This window comes from Vreelandella azerica, assembly GCF_013112225.1.
In the GTDB taxonomy this organism is placed as follows: Bacteria; Pseudomonadota; Gammaproteobacteria; order Pseudomonadales; family Halomonadaceae; genus Vreelandella; species Vreelandella azerica.
Window position 1 is genome coordinate 787,769 of the sequence record NZ_JABFHI010000001.1, and the last position, 21,856, is coordinate 809,624.

General features: G+C 55.2%; 15 protein-coding genes and 3 pseudogenes. 15 read left to right on the forward strand and 3 right to left on the reverse strand.

Features of this window, described 5'->3' with window-relative positions; translation table 11 throughout:
• Nucleotides 1–30: 30 nt before the first annotated feature.
• From clpX to HLB35_RS03770, 4 genes are all read left to right on the forward strand, one after another.
• Nucleotides 31–1,311 carry an ATP-dependent Clp protease ATP-binding subunit ClpX gene (clpX, locus tag HLB35_RS03755; RefSeq protein WP_171701522.1) on the forward strand — a complete coding sequence of 427 codons (1,281 nt, stop codon included), beginning with the start codon at nt 31–33 and terminating at the stop codon, nt 1,309–1,311.
• 258 nt (nt 1,312–1,569) lie between these two features.
• Nucleotides 1,570–3,975, forward strand: a complete 2,406-nt coding sequence (lon, locus tag HLB35_RS03760) for an endopeptidase La (RefSeq protein ID WP_171701523.1) — start codon at nt 1,570–1,572, stop codon at nt 3,973–3,975.
• Between the two features lie 274 nt (nt 3,976–4,249).
• Nucleotides 4,250–4,522 carry a nucleoid-associated protein HU-beta gene (hupB, locus tag HLB35_RS03765; protein ID WP_171701524.1) on the forward strand — a complete coding sequence of 91 codons (273 nt, stop codon included), beginning with the start codon at nt 4,250–4,252 and terminating at the stop codon, nt 4,520–4,522.
• A gap of 170 nt (nt 4,523–4,692) precedes the next feature.
• Nucleotides 4,693–6,507 carry a SurA N-terminal domain-containing protein gene (locus HLB35_RS03770; protein WP_171701525.1) on the forward strand — a complete coding sequence of 605 codons (1,815 nt, stop codon included), beginning with the start codon at nt 4,693–4,695 and terminating at the stop codon, nt 6,505–6,507.
• A gap of 87 nt (nt 6,508–6,594) precedes the next feature.
• On the opposite strand, the gene HLB35_RS03775 is transcribed toward HLB35_RS03770, so the two are convergent.
• Together HLB35_RS03775 and HLB35_RS03780 are read right to left on the reverse strand one after the other, a co-directional pair.
• A complete protein-coding gene (locus HLB35_RS03775) occupies nt 6,595–7,362 on the reverse strand; it encodes a UDP-2,3-diacylglucosamine diphosphatase (protein WP_171701526.1) in 768 nt (255 codons plus the stop codon).
• Nucleotides 7,363–7,415: 53 nt separating this feature from the next.
• Nucleotides 7,416–7,913 (reverse strand): peptidylprolyl isomerase, encoded by a 498-nt coding sequence (locus HLB35_RS03780; RefSeq protein WP_171701527.1) that lies wholly within the window; start codon nt 7,911–7,913, stop codon nt 7,416–7,418.
• 127 nt (nt 7,914–8,040) lie between these two features.
• On the opposite strand from HLB35_RS03780, the pseudogene HLB35_RS03785 reads away from it, so the two are divergent.
• From HLB35_RS03785 to HLB35_RS03835, 11 genes and pseudogenes are all read left to right on the forward strand, one after another.
• Nucleotides 8,041–9,722: pseudogene (locus tag HLB35_RS03785) on the forward strand (glutamine--tRNA ligase/YqeY domain fusion protein).
• 23 nt (nt 9,723–9,745) lie between these two features.
• Entirely contained in the window at nt 9,746–11,146 is a 1,401-nt protein-coding gene (gene cysS, locus HLB35_RS03790; RefSeq protein ID WP_171701528.1) for a cysteine--tRNA ligase, read from the forward strand.
• 288 nt (nt 11,147–11,434) lie between these two features.
• The gene (osmF, locus tag HLB35_RS03795; RefSeq protein ID WP_235936981.1) at nt 11,435–12,292 is read left to right on the forward strand and encodes a glycine betaine ABC transporter substrate-binding protein OsmF; all 858 of its coding nucleotides are present in this window, start codon (nt 11,435–11,437) and stop codon (nt 12,290–12,292) included.
• A gap of 81 nt (nt 12,293–12,373) precedes the next feature.
• Nucleotides 12,374–13,543: an ABC transporter permease gene (locus tag HLB35_RS03800; RefSeq protein ID WP_328730941.1), complete on the forward strand. Its 1,170-nt coding sequence runs from the start codon at nt 12,374–12,376 to the stop codon at nt 13,541–13,543.
• Nucleotides 13,536–14,501, forward strand: a complete 966-nt coding sequence (locus tag HLB35_RS03805) for an ABC transporter ATP-binding protein (protein WP_171701530.1) — start codon at nt 13,536–13,538, stop codon at nt 14,499–14,501. The genes HLB35_RS03800 and HLB35_RS03805 overlap by 8 nt, the downstream gene beginning before the upstream one ends.
• A 52-nt stretch (nt 14,502–14,553) precedes the next feature.
• Nucleotides 14,554–15,258, forward strand: coding sequence for an ABC transporter permease (locus tag HLB35_RS03810; RefSeq protein ID WP_216601393.1), 705 nt, complete (start codon nt 14,554–14,556; stop codon nt 15,256–15,258).
• Between the two features lie 134 nt (nt 15,259–15,392).
• The gene (locus HLB35_RS03815; RefSeq protein WP_171701531.1) at nt 15,393–16,592 is read left to right on the forward strand and encodes a thiamine pyrophosphate-dependent dehydrogenase E1 component subunit alpha; all 1,200 of its coding nucleotides are present in this window, start codon (nt 15,393–15,395) and stop codon (nt 16,590–16,592) included.
• Between the two features lies 1 nt (nt 16,593).
• Nucleotides 16,594–17,571, forward strand: a complete 978-nt coding sequence (locus tag HLB35_RS03820; protein WP_171701532.1) for an alpha-ketoacid dehydrogenase subunit beta — start codon at nt 16,594–16,596, stop codon at nt 17,569–17,571.
• Nucleotides 17,572–17,601: 30 nt separating this feature from the next.
• On the forward strand, nt 17,602–18,855 hold the full coding sequence (locus HLB35_RS03825) for a 2-oxo acid dehydrogenase subunit E2 (RefSeq protein WP_171701533.1): 1,254 nt from the start codon (nt 17,602–17,604) through the stop codon (nt 18,853–18,855).
• Between the two features lie 12 nt (nt 18,856–18,867).
• A pseudogene (locus HLB35_RS03830) lies at nt 18,868–20,708 on the forward strand (protein kinase domain-containing protein).
• Between the two features lie 114 nt (nt 20,709–20,822).
• Nucleotides 20,823–21,392 (forward strand): DUF4864 domain-containing protein, encoded by a 570-nt coding sequence (locus HLB35_RS03835; protein WP_171701534.1) that lies wholly within the window; start codon nt 20,823–20,825, stop codon nt 21,390–21,392.
• 1 nt (nt 21,393) lies between these two features.
• Here HLB35_RS03835 and HLB35_RS03840 read toward each other — a convergent pair.
• Nucleotides 21,394–21,852 (reverse strand): annotated as a pseudogene (locus HLB35_RS03840) (ABC-type transport auxiliary lipoprotein family protein); the annotation flags it as partial.
• Nucleotides 21,853–21,856 lie beyond the last annotated feature (4 nt).

Here is a 21,856-nt window from a genome sequence, read left to right on the forward strand (position 1 = left end):
GCATGCCGCCAACGTGACAGAGGTACGCGAATGGCCGACGGCAAAGGCAAGGACGAGAGCGACAAGCTGCTTTACTGCTCGTTCTGTGGCAAGAACCAGAATGAAGTACGTAAACTGATTGCCGGCCCGTCCGTTTATATCTGCGATGAGTGTGTCGATCTATGTAACGACATTATTCGCGAGGAGGTGCTCGAAGCCGACGCCGAGAGCGACGAAGAGCGTCTTCCTACGCCTCGTGAAATTCGTCACACTCTGGACGATTACGTCATTGGGCAGGATCGCGCCAAAATGGTGCTTTCAGTGGCGGTTTACAACCACTATAAGCGGTTGAAATCGGAAGTTCGTGAAGGCAACGTTGAGCTAGGCAAATCCAATATCCTGCTGATTGGCCCGACGGGTAGCGGTAAGACCCTGCTGGCTGAAACGATGGCGCGGTTATTGAATGTGCCGTTCACGATTGCCGACGCAACAACACTGACAGAAGCCGGTTATGTGGGTGAAGATGTCGAGAACATCATCCAGAAGCTGCTTCAGAAGTGTGACTACGATGTCGACAAGGCCGAGCGCGGTATTGTCTATATCGATGAAATTGACAAGATTTCACGCAAGTCGGACAACCCTTCCATCACCCGCGATGTATCCGGTGAAGGGGTGCAGCAGGCATTGCTGAAATTGATCGAGGGCACCACCGCCTCGGTTCCTCCCCAGGGAGGACGTAAGCATCCTCAGCAGGAATTTGTGCAGGTGAATACCGCCAATATCCTGTTTATTGTGGGGGGCGCTTTTGCCGGCCTGGATAAAGTCATTCGAGATCGCGCTGAGAAGGGCGGCATTGGCTTTAACGCCAGTGTGAAAAGCAAGGATTCCACTCGTGGTGTGGGTGAACTGCTGGCTGATGTCGAGCCGGACGATCTGGTCAAGTTTGGCCTGATCCCCGAGTTTGTTGGCCGTTTGCCCGTCATCGCAACACTGACTGAGCTGTCTGAAGATGCTCTGGTGCAGATCCTGACCGAGCCCAAGAACTCGCTTGTCAAACAGTATGCCAAGCTCTTCGAGATGGAAGGCGTGACGCTGGACTTCCGTGAAGATGCCTTGCGTGCGGTTGCCGTCAAGGCAATGGAGCGCAAGACAGGTGCGCGCGGACTGCGTTCCATCCTTGAATCAGTATTGCTTGATACCATGTATGATATTCCTTCGCTTGAAGGGGTGACTCAGGTGGTGATTGAAGCCTCTGTGATTACCGGTGAAAGCGAACCGCTGTTGATTTATTCCCAGCAGGAAGACACGCGTGTAGATGGCACGGACGGTTGATAGCTGTTTAATGGTCGACAGGTGAGACGCTGGGGTTTGTGACGGTTTTGATCCAGGCTCATTTGAGGATGCCATAAGGGGTCGCCCAGGCGGCCCCTTGTCTTTCGCTCCAGGCCTTTTGGAGCCGCTGTGCCACTCTGACGACGCATTACACCTGTCTTTGCGCTATCGCTCATTTCTCTGTATGAGATTCCGACACTGCCTAGGGCATTGGCGGGTCTTATCCACGTATTTACCGATTTCCGAGGGTCGTCTGCGATGCAGCAGAACGCTGAAATGACACAATGTTTCCCATTACTGCCGCTGCGGGATGTTGTGGTTTATCCGCAGATGGTGATTCCACTGTTTGTTGGGAGAGAAAAGTCGATTCAAGCGCTGGAAGCCGCTATGAACATGGACAAGCGTGTTCTTCTGGTTGCCCAGCGCGAAGCGTCTCAGGAAGAACCTGACAACGCCGATCTTTACGCGATGGGAACGGTCGCTGACATCATGCAGTTGTTGAAGCTCCCCGATGGCACCGTCAAGGTGTTGATCGAAGGCAACTTCCGTGCGGATGTTGGTAGTATCGAAGAGCATCCAGAAGGGTTCACCCAGGCCTACATCACGCCGCGCGAAAGTGAGCCTTTGACCGAACGTGAGCAGGAAGCGCTGGTAAGGGTACTTCTTAACCAGTTCGAGCAGTACGTCAAGCTGTCCAAGAAAGTGCCCAATGAAGTACTTAACTCCCTGTCGGGCATTGAAGATCCGAGCCGTCTGGTGGACACCATTTGTGCTCACCTGTCACTGAAAATCGGTGACAAGCAGGAATTGCTGGAAATGGATCGGGTACGCGATCGTATCGAACATTTGATGGCGTTGATCGAAACGGAAATTGATCTGCTGCAGGTCGAAAAGCGTATCCGCTCCCGAGTCAAGGAGCAGATGGAAAAGACCCAGCGCGAGTACTATCTCAACGAGCAGATGAAAGCCATTCAGAAAGAGATTGGCGAGCTTGATGACGTGCCCAACGAGGTCGAGAAATATGAAAAGGATATTCATGCAGCGGGCATGCCCAAGGAGGCAACGGAAAAGGCGCTTCAGGAGCTGAAAAAGCTCAAGATGATGTCAGCCAATTCCGCCGAAGCGACCGTGGTGCGTACCTACCTTGACTGGCTAGTGGATGTACCCTGGAAAAAGCGTACCCGTGTCAAGCATGATCTGATCAAGGCACAGCAAGTCCTCGATGAAGACCATTATGGCCTGGATGAAGTCAAATCACGCATTCTTGAATACCTGGCGGTGCAAAAGCGGGTGCGCAAGATGAAAGGTCCAGTGCTCTGCCTGGTGGGGCCTCCAGGCGTGGGCAAGACATCCTTGGGGCAGTCCATTGCTCGGGCGACCAATCGCAAATATGTGCGGCTGGCGCTGGGTGGCGTGCGTGATGAGTCGGAAATTCGCGGCCATCGACGCACCTATATTGGCTCGTTACCCGGCAAGCTGATCCAGCGTATGAGCCGTGCTGGCGTCAAGAATCCGCTGTTTCTGCTTGATGAGGTCGATAAGCTGGGTATGGATCATCGCGGTGATCCAGCGTCTGCCTTACTCGAAGTGCTTGACCCTGAGCAGAACAACAGTTTCAGCGATCATTATCTGGAGCTGGATTACGATCTGTCCGAAACGCTGTTCATCTGTACCGCGAACTCGATGAATATTCCGGGTCCTTTGCTGGACCGCATGGAAATCATCCGTATTCCCGGTTATACCGAAGATGAAAAGCTGGCGATTGCCAAGCGCTACCTTCTGCCCAAACAGCGTGAAGCCAACGGCCTCAAGGCTGATGAAATCGAACTGGATGACTCGGCTGTACTGGAACTGATTCGCTATTACACCCGTGAGGCAGGCGTACGTGAACTGGAACGCCAGATTGCAAAAGTCGCCCGTAAGGTGCTCAGAGAGCGGCTTGAACAAGAGCGCGAAGGCAAAGAAACGTCGACCCAGCTGTTGACCGATCAACAGATTGAAACCTATGCAGGTGTGCGTCGCTACAGCTATGGCCTTGCTGACCTGGAAGACCAGGTAGGGCGGGTTACCGGCTTGGCATGGACATCGGTAGGCGGCGAACTGCTGAATATCGAATCGGTTATAACGCCCGGCAAGGGGCGCGTTAACAAGACCGGTTCGCTTGGCGATGTCATGAAGGAATCGGTTAGCGCGGCTCATACGGTCGTGCGTGCACGAGCAGAAGAATACGGCATAGACCCGGAACGCTTCGAGAAAGATGATCTGCATATTCACGTGCCGGAAGGGGCGACGCCTAAGGATGGCCCAAGCGCTGGTATTGCCATGGTAACCGCCATGGTCTCGGCTTATTCAAAGCGCTGCGTACGCTGTGATGTGGCCATGACCGGTGAAGTGAATCTGCGAGGCGAGGTACTGCCGATCGGCGGTTTGAAGGAGAAATTGCTGGCTGCCCGTCGTGGTGGTATAAAGACTGTCCTCATACCCGAGGAAAACCGTCGCGATCTGAAGGAAGTGCCTGACAATATCAAGGATGCCCTCGATATCCGGCCTGTACGCTGGATTGATGATGTGCTTAAAGTAGCCTTGACAGATCCTGATGAAGATACTGCCATCGTTAATGGCGAAAATACTTATACTGGCAGTGTTGTTGCCAGCACGCACTGACTCGGCACTGGTTGACTTGATAGGGGTTAACTTAGCAGTCTGAGATGTTGAGGCTGGCTGTAACTATAAACGTTTGTAAAAAGTATCGAGAAATTGTAAGTATCAAGACATTGTAAAGAGTGCGCCCAACGCCTTGTATGGCGGGCGTTTTATCGTATGGTCGCTTGACAGGTGAATCTCTGCATTGCTATAAAACGCAGCTATGCTTTGTTCGTCGATCCAACCGGTGACCATACCGTTCAGAGCCATTTTTGAAACAGTCAAGGGGTGAAGTGTGAATAAGTCTGAGCTGATTGAAGCCATTGCCGCATCTGCTGATATTTCCAAGGCAGCGGCAACCCGCGCATTGGATGCCATGGTGGAGTCTGTCACTGAAAGCCTCAAGCAGGGCGAGAGCGTTTCACTGGTAGGATTTGGTACCTTTACGATTAAAGAGCGCGCTGCTCGTACCGGTCGCAACCCGCAAACTGGCCAGCCAATTGAAATCAGTGCTGCCAAGGTACCCAGCTTTAAAGCAGGCAAGGCACTTAAAGACGCCGTCAACTGATCCGGTTGTTCTAAGGCATCTTATGGGCGCGTCGTGCAAACGATGCGCCCATGTTATTTTATGCCCAGTGTTTTTCATTCATGATGGTGTCAGGCCATGATAATTCTGAAAAATCACTGTTATTAAACAGTTGGGTAGTAAACCGTTTATCTGTTTGAACCGAGGCTAACATGCTGCAAAGTATCCGAGATGGCTCGAAAAGTTGGGGAGCCAAGATCATTATCGGCGTTGTGGTTGCCGCCATGGCGCTGTTTGGGGTGGAATCACTGTTTACCCTTTTTGGCACTGACCCTGATGAAGTGGTAGAAGTGAACGGTGACTCCATTAAACGTCAGCAGGTGGAAATGGAAGTCCAGCGCGCCATGCGCTCAGGTCAGGTGCCAGCAGAGCAGGAGCGCGAACTGCGTAACGAAGTGCTTGATCAGTTAATTACTCAGCAGCTACTGACTCACTATGCAGAAGAAGGTGGTTTTTACGTTTCTGAACAGCAACTGGATCAGCTGATTGTTAACCTGCCTGAGTTTCAGGATCAGCAAGGCCAGTTTTCCACCGAGCTGTTTCGCAATCGCCTGGCTAGCGCCGGTTATACCCCGCTTTCCTTCCGTGATGAGTTACGTGTTGATATCAAGCGCCGCCAGTTGCAGCAGGGCGTGGCCTTTAGTGATTTCAGCCTTGAGTCTGAGCAGCAGCGCCTTGCAGCCCTCCAGCGCCAGCAGCGCAGCTTTCGCTATAGCGTGCTAACAGCTGAAGACCTCGAAGAAGATGTCACCGTTACCCAGGCGCAAATAGAAGACTACTACGCGGCCAATAGCGAGCGCTTTGAGCGTCCTGAACAGATCCGTCTTGAGTATGTGGTAATTGATCGCCAGGAAATGGCTGACAATGTTGAGATTGATGAACAACAACTGCGTGATGCCTGGCGTAACCGGAACGACGACGCTGATCGGCGCGTTGCTCATATCATGATTACCTTTGGTGACGAGCGTAGCCGCGAGGAAGCAGAAGCGGCGGCTGAGCAGGCGCTGGCTGCGCTTGAAGAAGGCGAGAGTTTTGCCGATACGGCTGCGCGCTTTTCAGATGACACGGTGAGTGCTGAAAACGGTGGTGATCTGGGCGAGATCAGTCGTGGTTTCTTTGGCGATGCCTTTGACGAGGCTGCTTTTTCGCTTCAGGAAGATGAGGTCTCATCTGTCGTCGAGATGGATGACGCCCTGCATATCATTAAGGTCACTGACATTGACCGCCCGCCCTTTGAGCAGCAGCGTGAAGTATTACGTGAGCAACTGGCCCTGGAAGCGATTAATGATGACTTCAATCAGCGTGTTCAGCAATTGATTGACGAAAGCTTTGCCGCTGATGACCTGCAAAGTGTTGCCGACGATATTGGCCTGAGCGTAGAGCGAAGTAATTGGCTGGCGCGTAATGAAGGCAGCGGCATTCTTTCAGAGCCGGGTGTAATGGACGCGGCTTTCAGTGATGACGTGCTGGAAGAGCGCTACAACAGTGAAGTCATTGAACTGGATAATGATCGCCGTATGGTGCTGCGCGTTGCGGAACATCGCGAAGCCACCCAGCTACCGCTTGAAGAGGTGCGCGAAGAAGTAGAGGCGGCGGTGACCGCGCAGGCTGAGCAGCAAGCACTGGTTGCACAGGCTGAGCGCATGCTGGAAAGCGCCGAGGATGATACCTCTATTGATTGGCTCAATGCTGACGGCATTGCCAGAGAGCAGCAGACCACAGTGCCCAATAGCCTGGTGCAAGCTGTCTTCCGTCTGCCACATCCCGAGGACGGTGAAGCTGTGTTCGATATTGTTGAACTTCCTCAAGGCGTTGCCCTGGTGGCACTCGATGAGGTGATGCCTGGCGAAGTGGACGAACAGAGTGAGCGGTTTGTCGCTCAAATGGTTGAGCAGCTGCGTGCCCAATCGGTCATTCAAGGGTTGATTGACCACCTGTACAGTGAAGCGGAGGTTGTGCGTCGTTAAACCTGACTGAAAACGTTGCAGTAAAGAAAACCGCCCTGTTGATGATATCAACAGGGCGGTTCTGTTTTGGCAGGCGGGCTTATATTGTCACGCCTGAGGTAGGCGTGTGATATCAAACTGGCGCAGTTGTGGTGTCCTGGCGCCTTCTTCAATCACGATATCCCAGCCGTGCCGGGCATCCCAGTCGCCAAGTACGTAGCGTTTAGCGGGAATATCCTCGACCATCATGTCATGCACCTTGGGGCGATGGGTGTGGCCATGGATCAGGGTAGTCACCCCATGCTCTGCCATGACTCTGATCACTTCGCTTGAGGTGACATCCATAATGTCATCGGCTTTGCCGGCATTGGCGCTATCGGACTGCTGACGCAGGCTCTTCGCCAGTTCAAGGCGCTGTTCCAAAGGCAGGGCAAGCATCTGCGCCTGCCATTGCGGGTCGCGGGACTGCTGGCGAAACGCCATATAAGCCTCATCGCCAGTACACAGGCTATCACCGTGCATCAAGACCACTGGAATGCCGTGCAGCTCACTTTCCTGCACATCGGGTAGCAGGCTTGCCTTGCAGGCGTTAATAAAGCGTTCACCGATCAGAAAGTCACGGTTACCATGCATCAGGTAAACGGCTGTGCCGCTTTCTGCTAGTGCCGCCAGTGCCTTGGTCACCCTGGTGGCCACCTCCGCCATAGGATGTGGGAAGGTCAGCAGATCGTCACCGATCCAGGCATCGAACAGATCACCGAGAATATACAGCGCCTCGGCACCTGATGCGGTGGTGGATACATAGTCAACAAACCCCTGAGTGATCTCTGGGGTATGCTCACTCAGGTGAAGGTCAGCAATTAGCAGCGTACGCATCAAGTGCTCCAGGGTGGTGAGAGATCAGTAAAGACGGCATTGGTCTGCGAGCATTAGTCTTCTTTGATGTAAGCCTTTTCGATCACTACATCTTCCGCGGGCACATCTGCATGCATGCCACGACGGGTGGTGCTGACCTTGCGGATGGCATCAACCACGTCCATACCATCAACGACTTCAGCAAAGACCGCATAGCCCCAGCCCTGAAGATTCTTGCCGGTGTGGTTAAGAAAGGTGTTGTCATTGACGTTGATGAAAAACTGCGATGACGCAGAATGCGGATCCTGGGTGCGCGCCATGGCCAGGGTGCCCTTGGTATTCTTGAGGCCATTATCTGCCTCGTTTTCAATGGGGTCACGGGTAGGTTTCTGATTGAACTCAAGATCAAAGCCGCCGCCCTGCACCATGAAGCCATCAATCACGCGGTGAAAGAGAGTGCCATCGTAAAAACCGTCGCGTACATACTGTTCAAAGTTGGCAGCCGTCACTGGCGCTTTTTCATGATTCAGCGCGATAGTGATATCACCGTGGTTGGTCTGTAATACGATCATCAGTAAATTCCTGTGTTATAAGGGACGTCCGCCTTGGCGCTATGCGCAAGTGTCACGTTATAATAGCCTTTTTGCTAGGCAGCGCGAAGCCCAGCACGTCATCCACCGAGAGGTTATCAACGCCACCATGACCAACGAGACCACCCCAGCGCCGAATTTTATCCGTAATCAGGTACGCGAAGAGATTGAGGGCGGCAAGGTCACGAAAATTGTGACGCGCTTTCCGCCAGAGCCCAATGGCTTTCTGCATATCGGCCATGCCAAATCAATCTGCCTCAATTTCGGCCTGGCGGAGCAGATGGGTGGTGATTGTCATCTGCGCTTTGATGATACCAACCCCGCCAAGGAAGAGCAGGCCTACATTGATGCGATCAAGGAAGACGTCAGCTGGTTAGGCTTTGAGTGGGCCGGGCCGGTTCGCTTTGCCTCGGACTATTTTGATCAGCTGTATGCCTGGGCGCAGCAGCTGATCCGCGATGTGGCAAGGCCTACGTTGACGATCTGTCGCCTGATGATATCCGCGAATACCGTGGCACCCTGACGGAGCCGGGCAGGCCCAGCCCTTACCGTGAGCGTAGCGCTGAGGAAAATCTCGACCTGCTAGAGAGGATGCGCACCGGTGAGTTTGCCGAAGGTGAAAAAGTCCTGCGCGCCAAAATTGATATGGCCTCGCCGAATATCAATCTGCGCGACCCGATTCTTTACCGCATTCGCCATGCCGAGCACCACCAGACCGGTGACAAGTGGAAGATCTATCCTTCCTATGACTTCACCCACGGCCAGTCGGATGCCCTCGAAGGGATCACCCATTCCATCTGTACCCTGGAATTTGAAGACCATCGCCCGCTTTATGAATGGTTTCTGGATAATCTGCCGGTGCCTTGCAAACCGCGCCAGATTGAGTTTGCCCGCCTGAACCTCAACTACACCTTGACCTCCAAGCGTAAGCTCAAGCTGCTGGTGGATGAAGGCATTGTGGACGGCTGGGATGACCCGCGTATGCCGACTATCTCAGGCATGCGGCGGCGGGGGCATACCGCTGCGTCGATTCGCAAGTTCTGCGACATGATAGGCGTGACTCGTGCCGATGGCGGCCTGGTGGATATCGCCATGCTGACCCACGCGATCCGTTCGGATCTTGAAGACAACGCGCCACGGGCCATGTGCGTTCTCAAGCCGCTGAAGGTTGTGCTGACCAACGTACCCGAAGATCACGAAGAAGTGTATGAAGTCGCTGGCCACCCAGCCCGTGAAGATATGCCGGTACGCCAGGTGCCTTTCACCCGTGAGCTGTATATCGATCAGGACGACTTCATGGAAGATGCGCCCAAGAAGTTTTTCCGTCTGGCACCGGGGAAAGAAGTCCGCTTGCGCAACAGTTACGTGATCCGCTGTGATGAAGTGATCAAGGATGCCCATGGCGAAGTGACCGAACTGCACTGCAGCGTTGACTTCGATACCCTGGGCAAGAACCCGGAAGGTCGCAAGGTAAAAGGTGTTATTCACTGGGTTAGCGCCAGCCACGGCATTCCGGTGGAAGTGCGCCTGTATGACAACCTCTTTCTGGAAGAACAGCCGGACAAGGATAAAGACGTCGATTTTCTTGACCACCTGAACCCAGAGTCCCTGACGGTCACTCATGCCTTTGCTGAGCCGAGCCTTGCCAAGGCAGTGCCGGAGTCACGCTTTCAGTTTGAACGGGTAGGCTACTTCTGCGCGGATCGCCATGCCTGTACGCCCGAGTCTCTGGTTTTCAATCGCACCGTCGGCCTGAAAGATAGCTGGGCCAAAATCAAGCAGAAGGGCTAATAACCAAGGGCTAAGGAAGTGCTATGCAGATTTACAATACCCTGACACGTCGCAAGGAAGCTTTTACTACTCTGGAGCCGGGCAAGGTCAGTATGTACGTGTGCGGGATGACCGTCTACGACTACTGCCATCTTGGTCATGCCCGGGTCATGGTGGCCTTTGATGTGATTACTCGCTATCTGCGCGCGCGGGGGTATGAAGTCAATTATGTACGTAACATTACCGATATTGACGACAAGATCCTCAAACGGGCCGATGAGAACGGTGAAAGCATTGATGCGCTAACCGAGCGCATGATTGCCGCCATGCACGAAGACGAAGCCCGGCTGTATGTCCAGCGGCCGGATCATGAACCCAGGGCCACTCGGCATATCGACGATATTATTGCCATGATCGAGACCCTGATCGCGAAAGGCTTTGCTTACGCCGCGGATAATGGCGATGTCTACTATCGGGTGCGCCGCTTTGAGGGCTATGGCAAGCTCAATAACCGCAATCTGGATGACATGCGTTCCGGGGCACGTATCGAGGTGGATACCAGCAAAGAAGATCCGCTGGATTTTGTGCTTTGGAAAGCCGCCAAACCCGGCGAAGCCTATTGGCCTTCGCCCTGGGGCAATGGCCGCCCAGGCTGGCATATTGAATGCTCTGCGATGTCCAAGTGCTGCCTGGGAGACACCTTTGATATTCATGGTGGCGGGCCGGATCTGACTTTCCCCCACCATGAAAACGAGATTGCCCAGTCGGAAGCGGCCAATGATAAACCCTTTGTGACGACCTGGATGCACGCAGGGGCTGTACGGGTCAATCAGGAAAAAATGTCCAAATCGCTGGGTAATTTCTTCACCATCCGCGATGTGCTGACCGAGCACGATGCTGAAGTGGTGCGCTACCTACTGGTGGCCAGCCATTATCGCAGCCCGATCAACTATGCCCCGGATGCCCTGAATGAAGCGCGCAAGTCACTGACGCGTTTCTATACTGCGCTGGAAGGCGTTGAGCAAGGCGCGGTTGATACAGAAAGTACGCTGGCTTCCGAGTACCATCAGCGTTTTCTGGCCGCCATGGATGATGACTTCAATACGCCTGAAGCATTGTCTGCCATGTTTGACCTGGCCCGTGAGCTTAACCGCCTCAAGGCAGCGGGTGACCTTCAGGCCAGCCAGCTGGCGGCAGAGCTCAAGTCACTGGGCAGCATTCTGGGGCTATTGCAGCAAGTGCCCAGCGCTTTTCTGAAAGGCGGGCAAGGGCAATCAGCACCCCTGGATGAGGCTGCTATTGAAGCCAAGATCGCTCAGCGTGCCGACGCCAAGGCCAACAAGGACTTTGCCCTGGCAGACAGCATCCGTGATGCTCTGGCTGAGCAGGGCATTATCCTCAAAGATTCCCGTGAAGGCACCACCTGGGTGCTGGAATCCCGCTAATTTGTGGTCGTCTGACACTGTCGGTCTGACACGGTCGGTCTGACACGGTCGGTCTGACACGGTCGGTCTGACACGGTCGGTCTGACATGGTCGGTCTGACATGGTCGGTCTGACTTCAACGCTGGCGGGTTTTATACTCAATGCAATGATTTATCAAACGTGGATCATTGACAGTGAGCTATAAAACCCGCCTTGAGGCAAATCATCAGAAGGATCATGAATATGTACCAGACACCTAAACGCCTGGCAGCTGGCGTACTCGCGTTGGCCGTTCTTTCTTCTCAGGCGATGTTGACCGCCCAGGCCGACGATGCTGTGGTGGTGGCGTCAAAAATTGATACTGAAGGCGCCGTGCTGGGGCAGTTGATTGCCCAGACCCTTGAGCGCCATGACATTCCTGTGGAAAAGCGCTTGCAACTGGGTGGCACCAGTGTCGTCAGAGGGGCGCTGCTGGCTGGGGAGATTGATCTTTACCCGGAATACACCGGCAATGGGGCTTTCTTTTTCGATATGACCGATAGCCCCGTATGGAATAATGCTGAGGAGGCTTTCGAGACAGTCAAGCAGCGCGATGCAGAGAATGATTTGGTCTGGCTTTCACCTGCCAGTGCCAATAACACCTGGGCTATGAGTGTGCGTGGCGATGTGGCGGAGGCCCATGATCTGCAAACCCTGGAAGACCTTGCCGATTATCTGGCCGATGGCGGTGAATTCAAGTTTGCTGCCAGCACCGAGTTTGTTGAATCAGAACAGGCCCTGCCAGCCTTCCAGTCTGCCTATGGCTTTGAGCTTGACGAAGATCAGTTACTGGTGCTTTCCGGAGGCAATACCGCTGCCACCATGCGCGCGGCCGCCCAGCAGACCAGTGGTGTCAACGCGGCCATGACCTATGGTACTGACGGCGGCCTGAGCGCCTTGGGTCTGGTGGTGCTGGAAGATTCACTGGGCGTTCAGCCCGTCTACCAGCCAGCGCCTGTCATTCGTGAAGAAGCCCTGGACGCTTATCCGCAAATCGAGCCAGCATTGAATGAGGTTTTTGCGACACTGGATCTGGAAACGCTGCAACGTCTGAATGCCGATGTGGCCGTTAATGGCTTGTCTGCTGAAACCGTAGCCGCTGACTACCTTGATGCCCTTGAGCCTTAGTCTGTCTGCCTAAAAGCCCGAGTTAATTGGAAGCTTAATCTGTATGCCGTTAATGGATGCGCTACCCACGCAGAGCAAAGGATGGATAAAAGGCCCCCTAACTGGGTGATGACCGTTTTGTCCATCGTCATGTTGGTGGCGCTCTGGGGTTTGGATAACGTCAGTGTCGCGGCTAACAGAATTGTGGCTGGCAGCGGCTACGCCAGTTGGGAGGCATTTGGGTGGATGGGGGTCGCGCTGGCATCGCTGCTTTTACTCTTCGTGCTCTTGATGGCCTGGCAGCCGACGCATTCACGCTTAAACCTGCTGTCTCAGCTGGCAGCGATTATCTTGCTGCTGCTGTTGATGCCGTTTGGCCTGATGGCCGCCAGTGCCGCTTTGATTGACCCACAGATGCCCCAGGCACGCCTGAGCGCAGGGGCCGCGTACTGGGTGGTGCTGTTTTGTGCCTTGCTGGCACTAGTGGAACTGCGCTTGCGATTGGCACTGTCCAGGTTCTGGATAGTGCTGATCATGTCAGGTGTTGGTGGGCTGTGGTGGCTATGTGCGTCACTGTGGTTGGATCGTCTGGCACTGGTGCAGGAGTTCCAGGCCCGCGAAGCGGCCTTCTGGCTTGCTTTCAGTGAGCACCTTGCCATGGTGTCGATTGCCGTAGGCGTCAGTATTGTATTGGGAATCATCCTGGCGTTACTGATCCGTCGCTACCGTGCCATTCAGCGCGGTGCCTTTGCGTTACTGAACTTTTTTCAGACTATTCCCAGCCTGGCGCTGTTCGGGCTCTTGCTGGCGCCTCTCGCCTGGGTATCGGCTAATGTGCCTTTTGCGGCAGCTTTGGGCATTCAAGGGATTGGTTGGACGCCTGCCTTGCTGGCGCTGGTTATCTATAGTCTGTTGCCCATGGTGCGTAATACCTATGTCGCCCTGGAGGCGGTCAGCCCAGATGTGCTGGACGCGGCCAGCGGCATGGGAATGTATCCCTCACAGCGTTTCTGGCAGGTACGGGTGCCTCTGGCACTGCCCATCCTGCTTGAAGGTATCCGGATTACCGCGGTGCAGGCGATTGGCCTGACGGCTGTTGCGGCACTGATTGGTGCGGGCGGGCTGGGTTCATTCATTTTTCAAGGATTAGGGCAGGCTGCGATGGATATGGTGTTATTGGGCGCACTGCCTATTTTGCTGATTGCGCTGGTGGTTGACGCCGGTCTGGGTGCGCTGAGTGAAGCGCTGCGCCAGGGGGCTAGCGATGATTGAATTATGCAACGTCAGCAAGTTTTTTGATCAGACGCCAGCGGTTGAAGAGCTGACCCTGAGCATTCCCAAAGGCAAGTTCTGCGCCCTGGTGGGCACCTCTGGCTGCGGAAAATCAACCACCCTGCGTATGATCAACCGTCTGCTGACCCACAGCAGCGGCGAGATTGAGCTGGATGGTCAGTCTATTGATGCCTATGACCCTGTCTTGCTACGGCGGCGAATTGGCTATGTGATTCAGAACACCGGTCTGTTTCCCCATTGGAACGTGGCACGCAATATCGGCCTGGTTCCTCGTCTGCTTAAATGGCCTACCGCCCAGGTCAATCAGCGGGTGGAAGAGCTGATGGGGCTGCTGGGGTTGCCGGTCAGTGAGTTTGCCCATAAATATCCTCATCAGCTATCCGGTGGGCAGGCCCAAAGGGTGGGGGTGGCGCGAGCGCTGGCAGCTGACCCGGATATTCTGTTGATGGATGAGCCTTTTGGCGCCCTGGATCCGATTACCCGGGAAAAACTCCAGGAGATGCTGATGCAGCTGCAAGCCAGGCTGCATAAAACCATCGTGTTTGTCACCCATGATATGGATGAAGCCCTGCGCCTGGCCGACATGCTTGTGGTGATGCGTGATGGCCGTATCGTGCAGCAGGGAACACCGCTATCGCTGCTGCAGAAGCCAACAGATTCTTTTGTTGATTCCCTTCTGGGCGGGCTGGAGCGTGGGTTGAAACAGGCTTCCCTGACTCGGGTTAAAGATCATATGGCGCCGCTTGGGCCGCATTTACCCGCGCAGTCGCGGGTGATGACTGAGCAGACATTGCGCCAGGCACTCTCGATGATGCTGCGCGACCATTGTGAATGGCTAACGGTGGTGGATCAACACGATGTACCGGTAGGAGAGTTGTCGCTGCGCAAGTTGGTCAAAGAAGCGTTTCAAGCCCAGGAGAAGTCGCGTGACGTCTAGGCCTGTGCATCCACGTTCTGCCTATCACCCGATTCAGCTGCTGTGGCCCTTGATGTGGCTGGTGTTGTTAGTCGGTGTGGTATTGATGATCCCCCATGCGCAAACGCTGTTTCAATGGCTGGCGCCAGATGCGCGACAGGTGATCTATCAGCGCGCGGATTTCACCCAGTTGCTGGGCCGTCACCTTATGGTGGTAGGAGTGGCGGCTTCTATTACGATCACATTGGGTGTGTTGGCAGGCGTGATGGTTACCCGCCAGTGGGGGCGCGATTTTCTGCCCCTGGTGTCTCAGATTGCCTCTCTGGGGCAAACCTTCCCACCGGTTGCCGTGCTGGCGCTGGCGGTTCCCGCTCTTGGGTTCGGGACGATACCTATTATTGTTGCCCTGGTGCTGTATGGGTTGTTGCCTATAGTGCGTAACACCATTGCCGGCCTGAAAGACGTTGACCCAGGTGTGGTCTCAGCGGCCTACGGCATGGGGATGACGCCAGGGCAGATCCTGCGTCAGGTGGAATTGCCGCTGGCGGCGCCGGTGATTCTGGCCGGTATCCGTACCTCGGTGACCATCAATATTGCCACTGCTGCGCTAGGCGCCACCGTGGGGGCCAGCAATTTGGGTGATCCTATTATTGCCGGCATCGTCAATGCCAATAATGCCTATATCGTTCAGGGAGCTATGGTGATTGCGCTGCTGGCGGTCAGTATCGATAGTATTTTTGAAGTCTTTCAGCGACGTTTACGTTTACATACGCCTTAAGTTGAATGCCTTAACGTGGTTGGCTGCGTTAGTGTCATCAGTGTTGCGTTGACCGATGTTGGGGAAATCCCCTGGCATAAAGGGAAATAACCGACAACACTGCCCTCAAAAGGGGCCTGATAAGGATAACAACCATGACACAAGCCACGTACCAACCGGCCTTCATGACCGGTGATGAGTTTTCGATTCCTACCTTCAGCGTATTGAATCATGACGGTGACATCTATCCCGATGCTCAGTCACCTGATTTGCCCCGCGATAAAGCCCGCCATATTTACCATGCCATGCTGGCGACCCGGATTCTGGATGAGCGGATGATGGCTGCTCAGCGACAGGGTCGGCTAAGTTTTTACATGCAATGTACCGGTGAAGAAGCTTCCGTAATTGGTGCCACCGCAGCACTGGATGACGCTGATATGATCATGGCCCAGTACCGTGAGCAGGGCGCGCTGATGTATCGCGGCTTCAGCTTTGATGAATTCATGAACCAGCTGTTCGGTAATCAGTTGGATTACGGCAAGGGTCGCCAGATGCCGGTTCATTATGGCTCCCGCAAGCTTCACTACATGACCATTTCATCGCCACTGGCGACCCAGATCCCTCAAGCGGCGGGTTATGCCTATGGCCAGAAACTGGCCGGTGAAGGCCACTGCACCCTGACCTTTTTTGGTGAAGGTGCCGCCTCAGAAGGGGACTTTCACGCCGCGCTGAACATGGCATCGGTGCATGAGGTGCCGGTGATTTTCTTCTGCCGGAACAACGGCTACGCTATTTCAACACCGGCGGTGGAGCAGTTCGCCGCTGACGGTATTGCACCCCGGGCGTTTGGCTATCGCATGCATGTCATTCGCGTGGACGGTAACGATGTGCTGGCGGTGTACGAAGCCACCCGTCTGGCCCGCGAGATGGCAGTGAAAGACAACAAGCCGGTACTGATTGAAGCCATGACCTACCGTCTGGCTGCCCACTCTTCGTCCGACGACCCCTCGGGCTATCGCTCAAAGGATGAAGAAGAAATCTGGCGCCTTAAAGACCCGATCCTGCGCATGCGCAAATGGCTCGAACAGCAGAACTGGTGGAGTGAAGATGAAGAAACTGATACTCAGGAAAGCCTGCGCCGTGAAGTGCTCGACACCATGAAGCGTGCTGAAAAGCGCCCCTCTCCCGAACTGGATACCCTGATTACCGACGTCTATGCCGAGGTTACTCCGGCGCTGCAGCGCCAGTATGATGCCCTCAAGGCGCATATCCGCTGTTACCCCGATGCCTACCCCAAAGGCGCCCAGGCGTTAGGCCTGAAGGGTGATCAGCAACATAAGACGGGAGAACAGTGATATGCCAACCATGAATATGCTGCAGGCCATCAATAACGCCCTGGATATCGCCATGGCGGAAGATGACAAGGTGCTGTGCTTTGGCGAAGACGTGGGTGTTTTCGGCGGAGTGTTTCGCGCTACCAGCCATCTGCAGGAAAAGTATGGTAAAGCCCGCTGTTTCAATACCCCGCTGGTGGAACAGGGCATTATCGGCTTTGCCAACGGCCTGGCGGCGCAAGGCTCGGTACCGGTGGCTGAGATCCAGTTTGCCGACTACATCTTTCCGGCTTTCGACCAGATTGTGAACGAGACGGCCAAATACCGTTACCGCTCCGGCGATCTGTTTAATGTCGGCGGGCTGACCATTCGCACGCCCTATGGCGGCGGTATCCACGGTGGGCTTTACCACTCCCAGTCGCCTGAAGCCTATTTCACCCACACTCCCGGTTTGAAAGTGGTGGTACCGCGAGACCCTTATCAGGCCAAGGGTTTGCTGCTCGCTGCCATTCGTGACCCTGACCCGGTCATCTTTTTTGAACCTAAGCGCCTTTATCGTGCATCAGTGGGTGAAGTGCCCGAAGAAGACTATCAGCTGCCGATTGGCGAGGCTGAAATCATCAAGCAGGGTAGTGATATCACCGTTGTTGGCTGGGGCGCCCAGATGGAAGTGATTGGCAAGGCGGTTGAGCTTGCCGAAGAAGCGGGTATTGCCTGTGAAGTGATTGATCTACGCAGTCTCTTGCCCTGGGATGTGGAGACAGTCGCAGACTCCGTATTCAAGACAGGCCGCCTGGTAGTGACTCATGAAGCGCCCTTGACCGGTGGCTTTGCCGGTGAAATTACTGCTGCCATTCAGGAGCGCTGTTTCCTTTACCTTGAATCGCCGATTGCGCGTGTGACCGGCATGGATACGCCTTTCCCGCTGGCGCTGGAGAAAGAGTATTTCCCCGATCATCTGAAAATATTCGCCGCTATCCAGCACAGCGTCAATTTCTGACGTTGCCTGAAGGGTTCAAAGGAGACCGACATGAGTGATTTTATCTTACCGGATATCGGTGAAGGCATTGTTGAATGCGAAGTGGTTGAGTGGCGCGTTCAGGAAGGCGACCTTGTTGAAGAAGACCAGCCCGTTGTCGAAGTGATGACCGACAAGGCGCTGGTTGAAATTACCGCCTCAGAAGCCGGTACGATTACCCAGCTGTATGTGGCCCAGGGGCAGATTGCCAAGGTGCATGCCCCTTTGTATGCCTACCAGGCAGAGGGCGAGCCACAGGATCAGGAAGCCACCCGCCCTGAGCAGAACGCTGAATCATCAGACGCCCCGGCCGAAAAACCAGCAACCCAGACGCCGAGTAGCTCGTCAGGGAAGCCCGCGCCAACCTCGGCGCCAGCGGCTGCCACTAGCGCCGTGCAGGGTAAAACGCCTGCCAGCCCTGCGGTTCGCCGTCTGGTGCGTGAGCATGGCCTGGCGTTGAATGAGATTGCCGGCAGTGGTAAGGAAGGGCGGGTGCTGAAAGAGGATGTGCTGCGTTATCTGGATGCCGGGCAAGAGCTGCCAGGCAAGTCGGCATCGGCTGGCCCCAGAGTTGAGCCCCTGCGCGGCGTACGTGCTGCTATGGCCCGCCAGATGGTGGCTTCGGCAACCACGATTCCGCATTTTCAATACGGTGAGGAAATCGATGTTACTGACCTGCTGGCGCTGCGTGAGCGCTTGAAAGTGCAGGCGGAAGCCCAGGGTGAGCGTTTGACCCTGATGCCGTTTTTCATGAAGGCAATGGCATTGGCGGTGGCTGAATACCCGATTCTCAATGCCCAGCTGAATGACAGCGCCGATGAGCTGCACTACTACCCTGATTGCAATATCGGTATGGCGGTGGACAGCAAGGTGGGTCTGATGGTGCCCAACGTCAAGGATGTGGGGGCCAAGTCATTGCTGGAAGTAGCGGCCGAGGTCACTCGCCTGACCCAAGCCGCCCGGGAAGGGCGCGTGGAACAGGCCGACCTCAAGGGCGGTACCATTACTATTTCTAACATTGGGGCGCTGGGAGGCACCTATGCGGCGCCGATCATCAATGCCCCTGAAGCGGCGATTGTGGCGATTGGCAAAACCCAGTGGCTGCCGCGCTTTGATGAGAACGGTGATGTCAGCCGTCGCGCCATCATGACGGTGACCTGGGCCGGGGATCATCGCTTTATTGATGGCGGCACCATAGCGCGCTTCTGTAATCACTGGAAAGCCAGCCTGGAAGCGCCGGAAAGCATGCTCCTGCATCTGCGCTAGGGAGCCAACAAGATGGCCGAAGCGCCCTTACAGCAGTTCTATATTCCTGAAGACCAGTCGGTCTACCTGCTCAGCCATCAGGATGCGCGCAAACTGAAAGAGTGGGTGGCGCTGTGTCAAGCGCAGTTGGCACAACTGGGCTATCAGGAGATCGAGCTGATTGGCAAGGGCGCTTATGGCTTCGTCTTTGCAGGTTTTGCCCCCGCCTTGCCAACTGGGAAGTGCGCCAGCGGGTGTTCAAGTTCTCACGTATCACCTTGCCTCTGCATCTGCAGGAGCGCCTTGAAGAAGAGGCCTTCATGCTGGAGCAGGTGGAGCATCCGCGTATTCCCAGGCTGGTAGGGTTCCAACGGGTGCGCGGTCAATCGATCCTGGTTATGGAGCGCGCCCCCGGCCTGAACCTGGAGGAAGTCTCTCTGCGCGAAGGGCGTCTTTCGCCCAGGCGGGTGGTCAGCATTGCTCGCCAGCTGGCAGAGATACTTATTGCCCTGCGCCGTGAGAGTGGCCCGCGTGGCCGCCCTGTGGTTCATGGTGATATCAAACCCTCCAATCTGGTGTTCAACCCGGAGGATGAATCGATTGCCCTGATTGACTGGGGCTCTTCGGTATTTGCGCAGCTGGATGCACGCCTGCAGTTTGTGGCAACCAATGTCATGGAGCTGATGTCCTCTGACCTTCAGCAAACCAATGCCCGGCTGGGCGATGTGTACTTTATCGGCGAAGAACAGCTCAACGGCGCGCTATCTTCGCCGCGTTTTGATGAGCAGGGAGCCGCAGGCACCCTGTATGCCTTGGCCTCCGGGCAGTCCTGCCGTTTTGGCTGTCGTGCGATTCCGGCAAGGTCCTTGGGGTTGCCTATGGAGTTTGCTCGCACCCTGGATGGCATGCTGGATGCCGACCCCGAGACGCGCCGTCGTGCCGGAGATCACTTTCTGAATGCCATGCCGAGGATGGCCAGGCTGGTGATGATTGATCTGCCTGAGCCAGCGCCCAAAGCGCTGATTCCGGTATGGGCCAGAGCCAGCGGCCGCGAGATTGATACCGTGGTGTATAGCTCGCGCAAGACCTTTCTGCGCGAAGCCCATGTGGAAGATACCCTCAGCGAGGTGAATGACATTCAGTTGGATCGCTATTACAAGCAGTTCATGCAGGGCATGGGCGAAACAGAAAAAGCCTTTCTGGCATCTGTCAGCCGTCTGGGTAAATACCCGGTGGTGGGCGGCTTGGCGGTACGCTGGGAGCGTGACGGTGTGTTTATCGATTCGTCGCTGAACCTGCATGACCCGACGCTCAAGCCCGCCTTCGTGCAGGCGGTGAATAACATGGTGTTTCTCGCCCGCGCCATCCATCGTCAGGGAGTCTTCAAAAGCTGCCTGTTTGATGCCCGCAAAACCCTGCATCTGGACCGTGACAGTAGTGAACAGGCCTTCCAACCACAGCCTGACATGCATATTCCCTATGAAGTCAGTGATGTGCCCGACATGGAGGATGACTCCCGCCAGCACAGTTATTTTGAAGACGGGCCAGACCCGGAAGAATTACTGGTACTGCCGGCCTCTATCATGGCGACGCTGGAACGCCTGAATGAGATTCACCATACCGGCATGATTATTTTTGAAGCGCTTCCCAGGCACCTGAAGATCCATAGCTACTATCGCCTGCTGGATGCTCGCCAGGAAGAGGCGTTCAGGCAACATCTGGCCGCTATTCTGGCTGCTGTGCCTGAAATCGAAGGACTGGGAATTTCCGGCTTCATGAAAATGCCCTATAAAGACACCCGAGCCTATACTCATATGGCCAATCAGCCAGAGCGCTATTATCCCCGCGATCCCCGCCAATATCTGCGTGAATGATAATGACAATAGCCCAACGTTGAACCAAGTCTCTTAAGCCGTAGGGAGCAGCACTTGAAGTTTGCTGCTCGGCGGGTGAGTCTATGAAGTCCTCATTCCTATCAGGTAGTTCCCATGTCGATATCTGCACAAGCACGTCGCGCGTTTGCCAAGAGCAGAACCATCACCGGCACTATGTTCAAGACACTGCCAGGTTTGCGGTGCTCGGGTGGTGCCCCGCTCAGTGCAGTGCTTGGATTGCTGGTCGGCCTGATGCTGGCAACCTCGGTCGCCGCGCAATCCTTTATTGAACCGAAGCCTTCTTTCTCTCCTGAAGAAGTTGTCAGGATTCAGCTTGACGCTCTGGCCGCCAACGATGAACCGACCCGCAACGCCGGTATCGAACAGGTATGGGCTTTTGCGCATCCGGATAATCGCGCTGTGACGGGACCGTTGCAACGCTTTACCCGGATGATTCGCGGGACAGGTTACGACACCCTTATCAATCATCGCTCCCATACCGTTGAAGCGGCTGGCCAGACAGATCAGGTCGCCGCTTTTGAAGTCAGGGTGGTGGCACGCGATGGTAATCTATACGCGTTCTCGTGGCGGCTGGGTATCGCTGACGTTGATGGAGAGAAGGTCTGGATGACCACTCGGGTCACACCGGCTCGCAGCACCGGACAGCAGATGACCTATCGGTAAATTATTGGTTGTTCAGCTGGCTGTCGAGCCATTGCATCAGCTGACGAGTCAGTTGTTCAGATACCTTGCCCAGTGCGGCGACGGCAGCAGGAACGTTTTCACCTTCAGCAGCCTGGGTGGCTGATAGTTGCTGGTAGGCCAGGCGTTGGCCATCTGTTGCGTCCAGCAGGGTAAACTGGGCGCGCATGACGGCGGTGGGAGTGCCGTTCTGATAGGCAATATGGAAATCGCTTAGTTCGGCTACCAGGCGAGCATCAATGCCCTGTTCCCCAGGTTCAGCGGGCAATGCAATCTGTGTGGCTTGCAGGGCATCCTGCCACTGGCGTTTTAGCATGGCCGGTGCGCTATCATGCCAACGTGCCTCGGCGTAGACGCTGACCTGTTGAGCATCCGGCCAGACCACAATATGATCGCTGGCCAGCAAACGGTCTGCGCTGGGTGCTCGAACCTCCAGAATTTTTGCG

Bases quoted from the DNA above. Each gene is read 5' to 3' on its own strand.
- HLB35_RS03800 (WP_328730941.1), top strand. From the start codon at position 12,374: ATGGATAAAAGGCCCCCTAACTGGGTGATGACCGTTTTGTCCATCGTC.
- HLB35_RS03775 (WP_171701526.1), bottom strand. From the start codon at position 7,362: ATGCGTACGCTGCTAATTGCTGACCTTCACCTGAGTGAGCATACCCCA.
- HLB35_RS03835 (WP_171701534.1), top strand. From the start codon at position 20,823: ATGTCGATATCTGCACAAGCACGTCGCGCGTTTGCCAAGAGCAGAACC.
- HLB35_RS03820 (WP_171701532.1), top strand. From the start codon at position 16,594: ATGCCAACCATGAATATGCTGCAGGCCATCAATAACGCCCTGGATATC.
- HLB35_RS03810 (WP_216601393.1), top strand. From the start codon at position 14,554: ATGTGGCTGGTGTTGTTAGTCGGTGTGGTATTGATGATCCCCCATGCG.
- HLB35_RS03780 (WP_171701527.1), bottom strand. From the start codon at position 7,913: ATGATCGTATTACAGACCAACCACGGTGATATCACTATCGCGCTGAAT.
- HLB35_RS03815 (WP_171701531.1), top strand. From the start codon at position 15,393: ATGACACAAGCCACGTACCAACCGGCCTTCATGACCGGTGATGAGTTT.
- osmF (WP_235936981.1), top strand. From the start codon at position 11,435: ATGTTGACCGCCCAGGCCGACGATGCTGTGGTGGTGGCGTCAAAAATT.
- HLB35_RS03770 (WP_171701525.1), top strand. From the start codon at position 4,693: ATGCTGCAAAGTATCCGAGATGGCTCGAAAAGTTGGGGAGCCAAGATC.
- HLB35_RS03805 (WP_171701530.1), top strand. From the start codon at position 13,536: ATGATTGAATTATGCAACGTCAGCAAGTTTTTTGATCAGACGCCAGCG.
- lon (WP_171701523.1), top strand. From the start codon at position 1,570: ATGCAGCAGAACGCTGAAATGACACAATGTTTCCCATTACTGCCGCTG.
- clpX (WP_171701522.1), top strand. From the start codon at position 31: ATGGCCGACGGCAAAGGCAAGGACGAGAGCGACAAGCTGCTTTACTGC.
- cysS (WP_171701528.1), top strand. From the start codon at position 9,746: ATGCAGATTTACAATACCCTGACACGTCGCAAGGAAGCTTTTACTACT.
- HLB35_RS03825 (WP_171701533.1), top strand. From the start codon at position 17,602: ATGAGTGATTTTATCTTACCGGATATCGGTGAAGGCATTGTTGAATGC.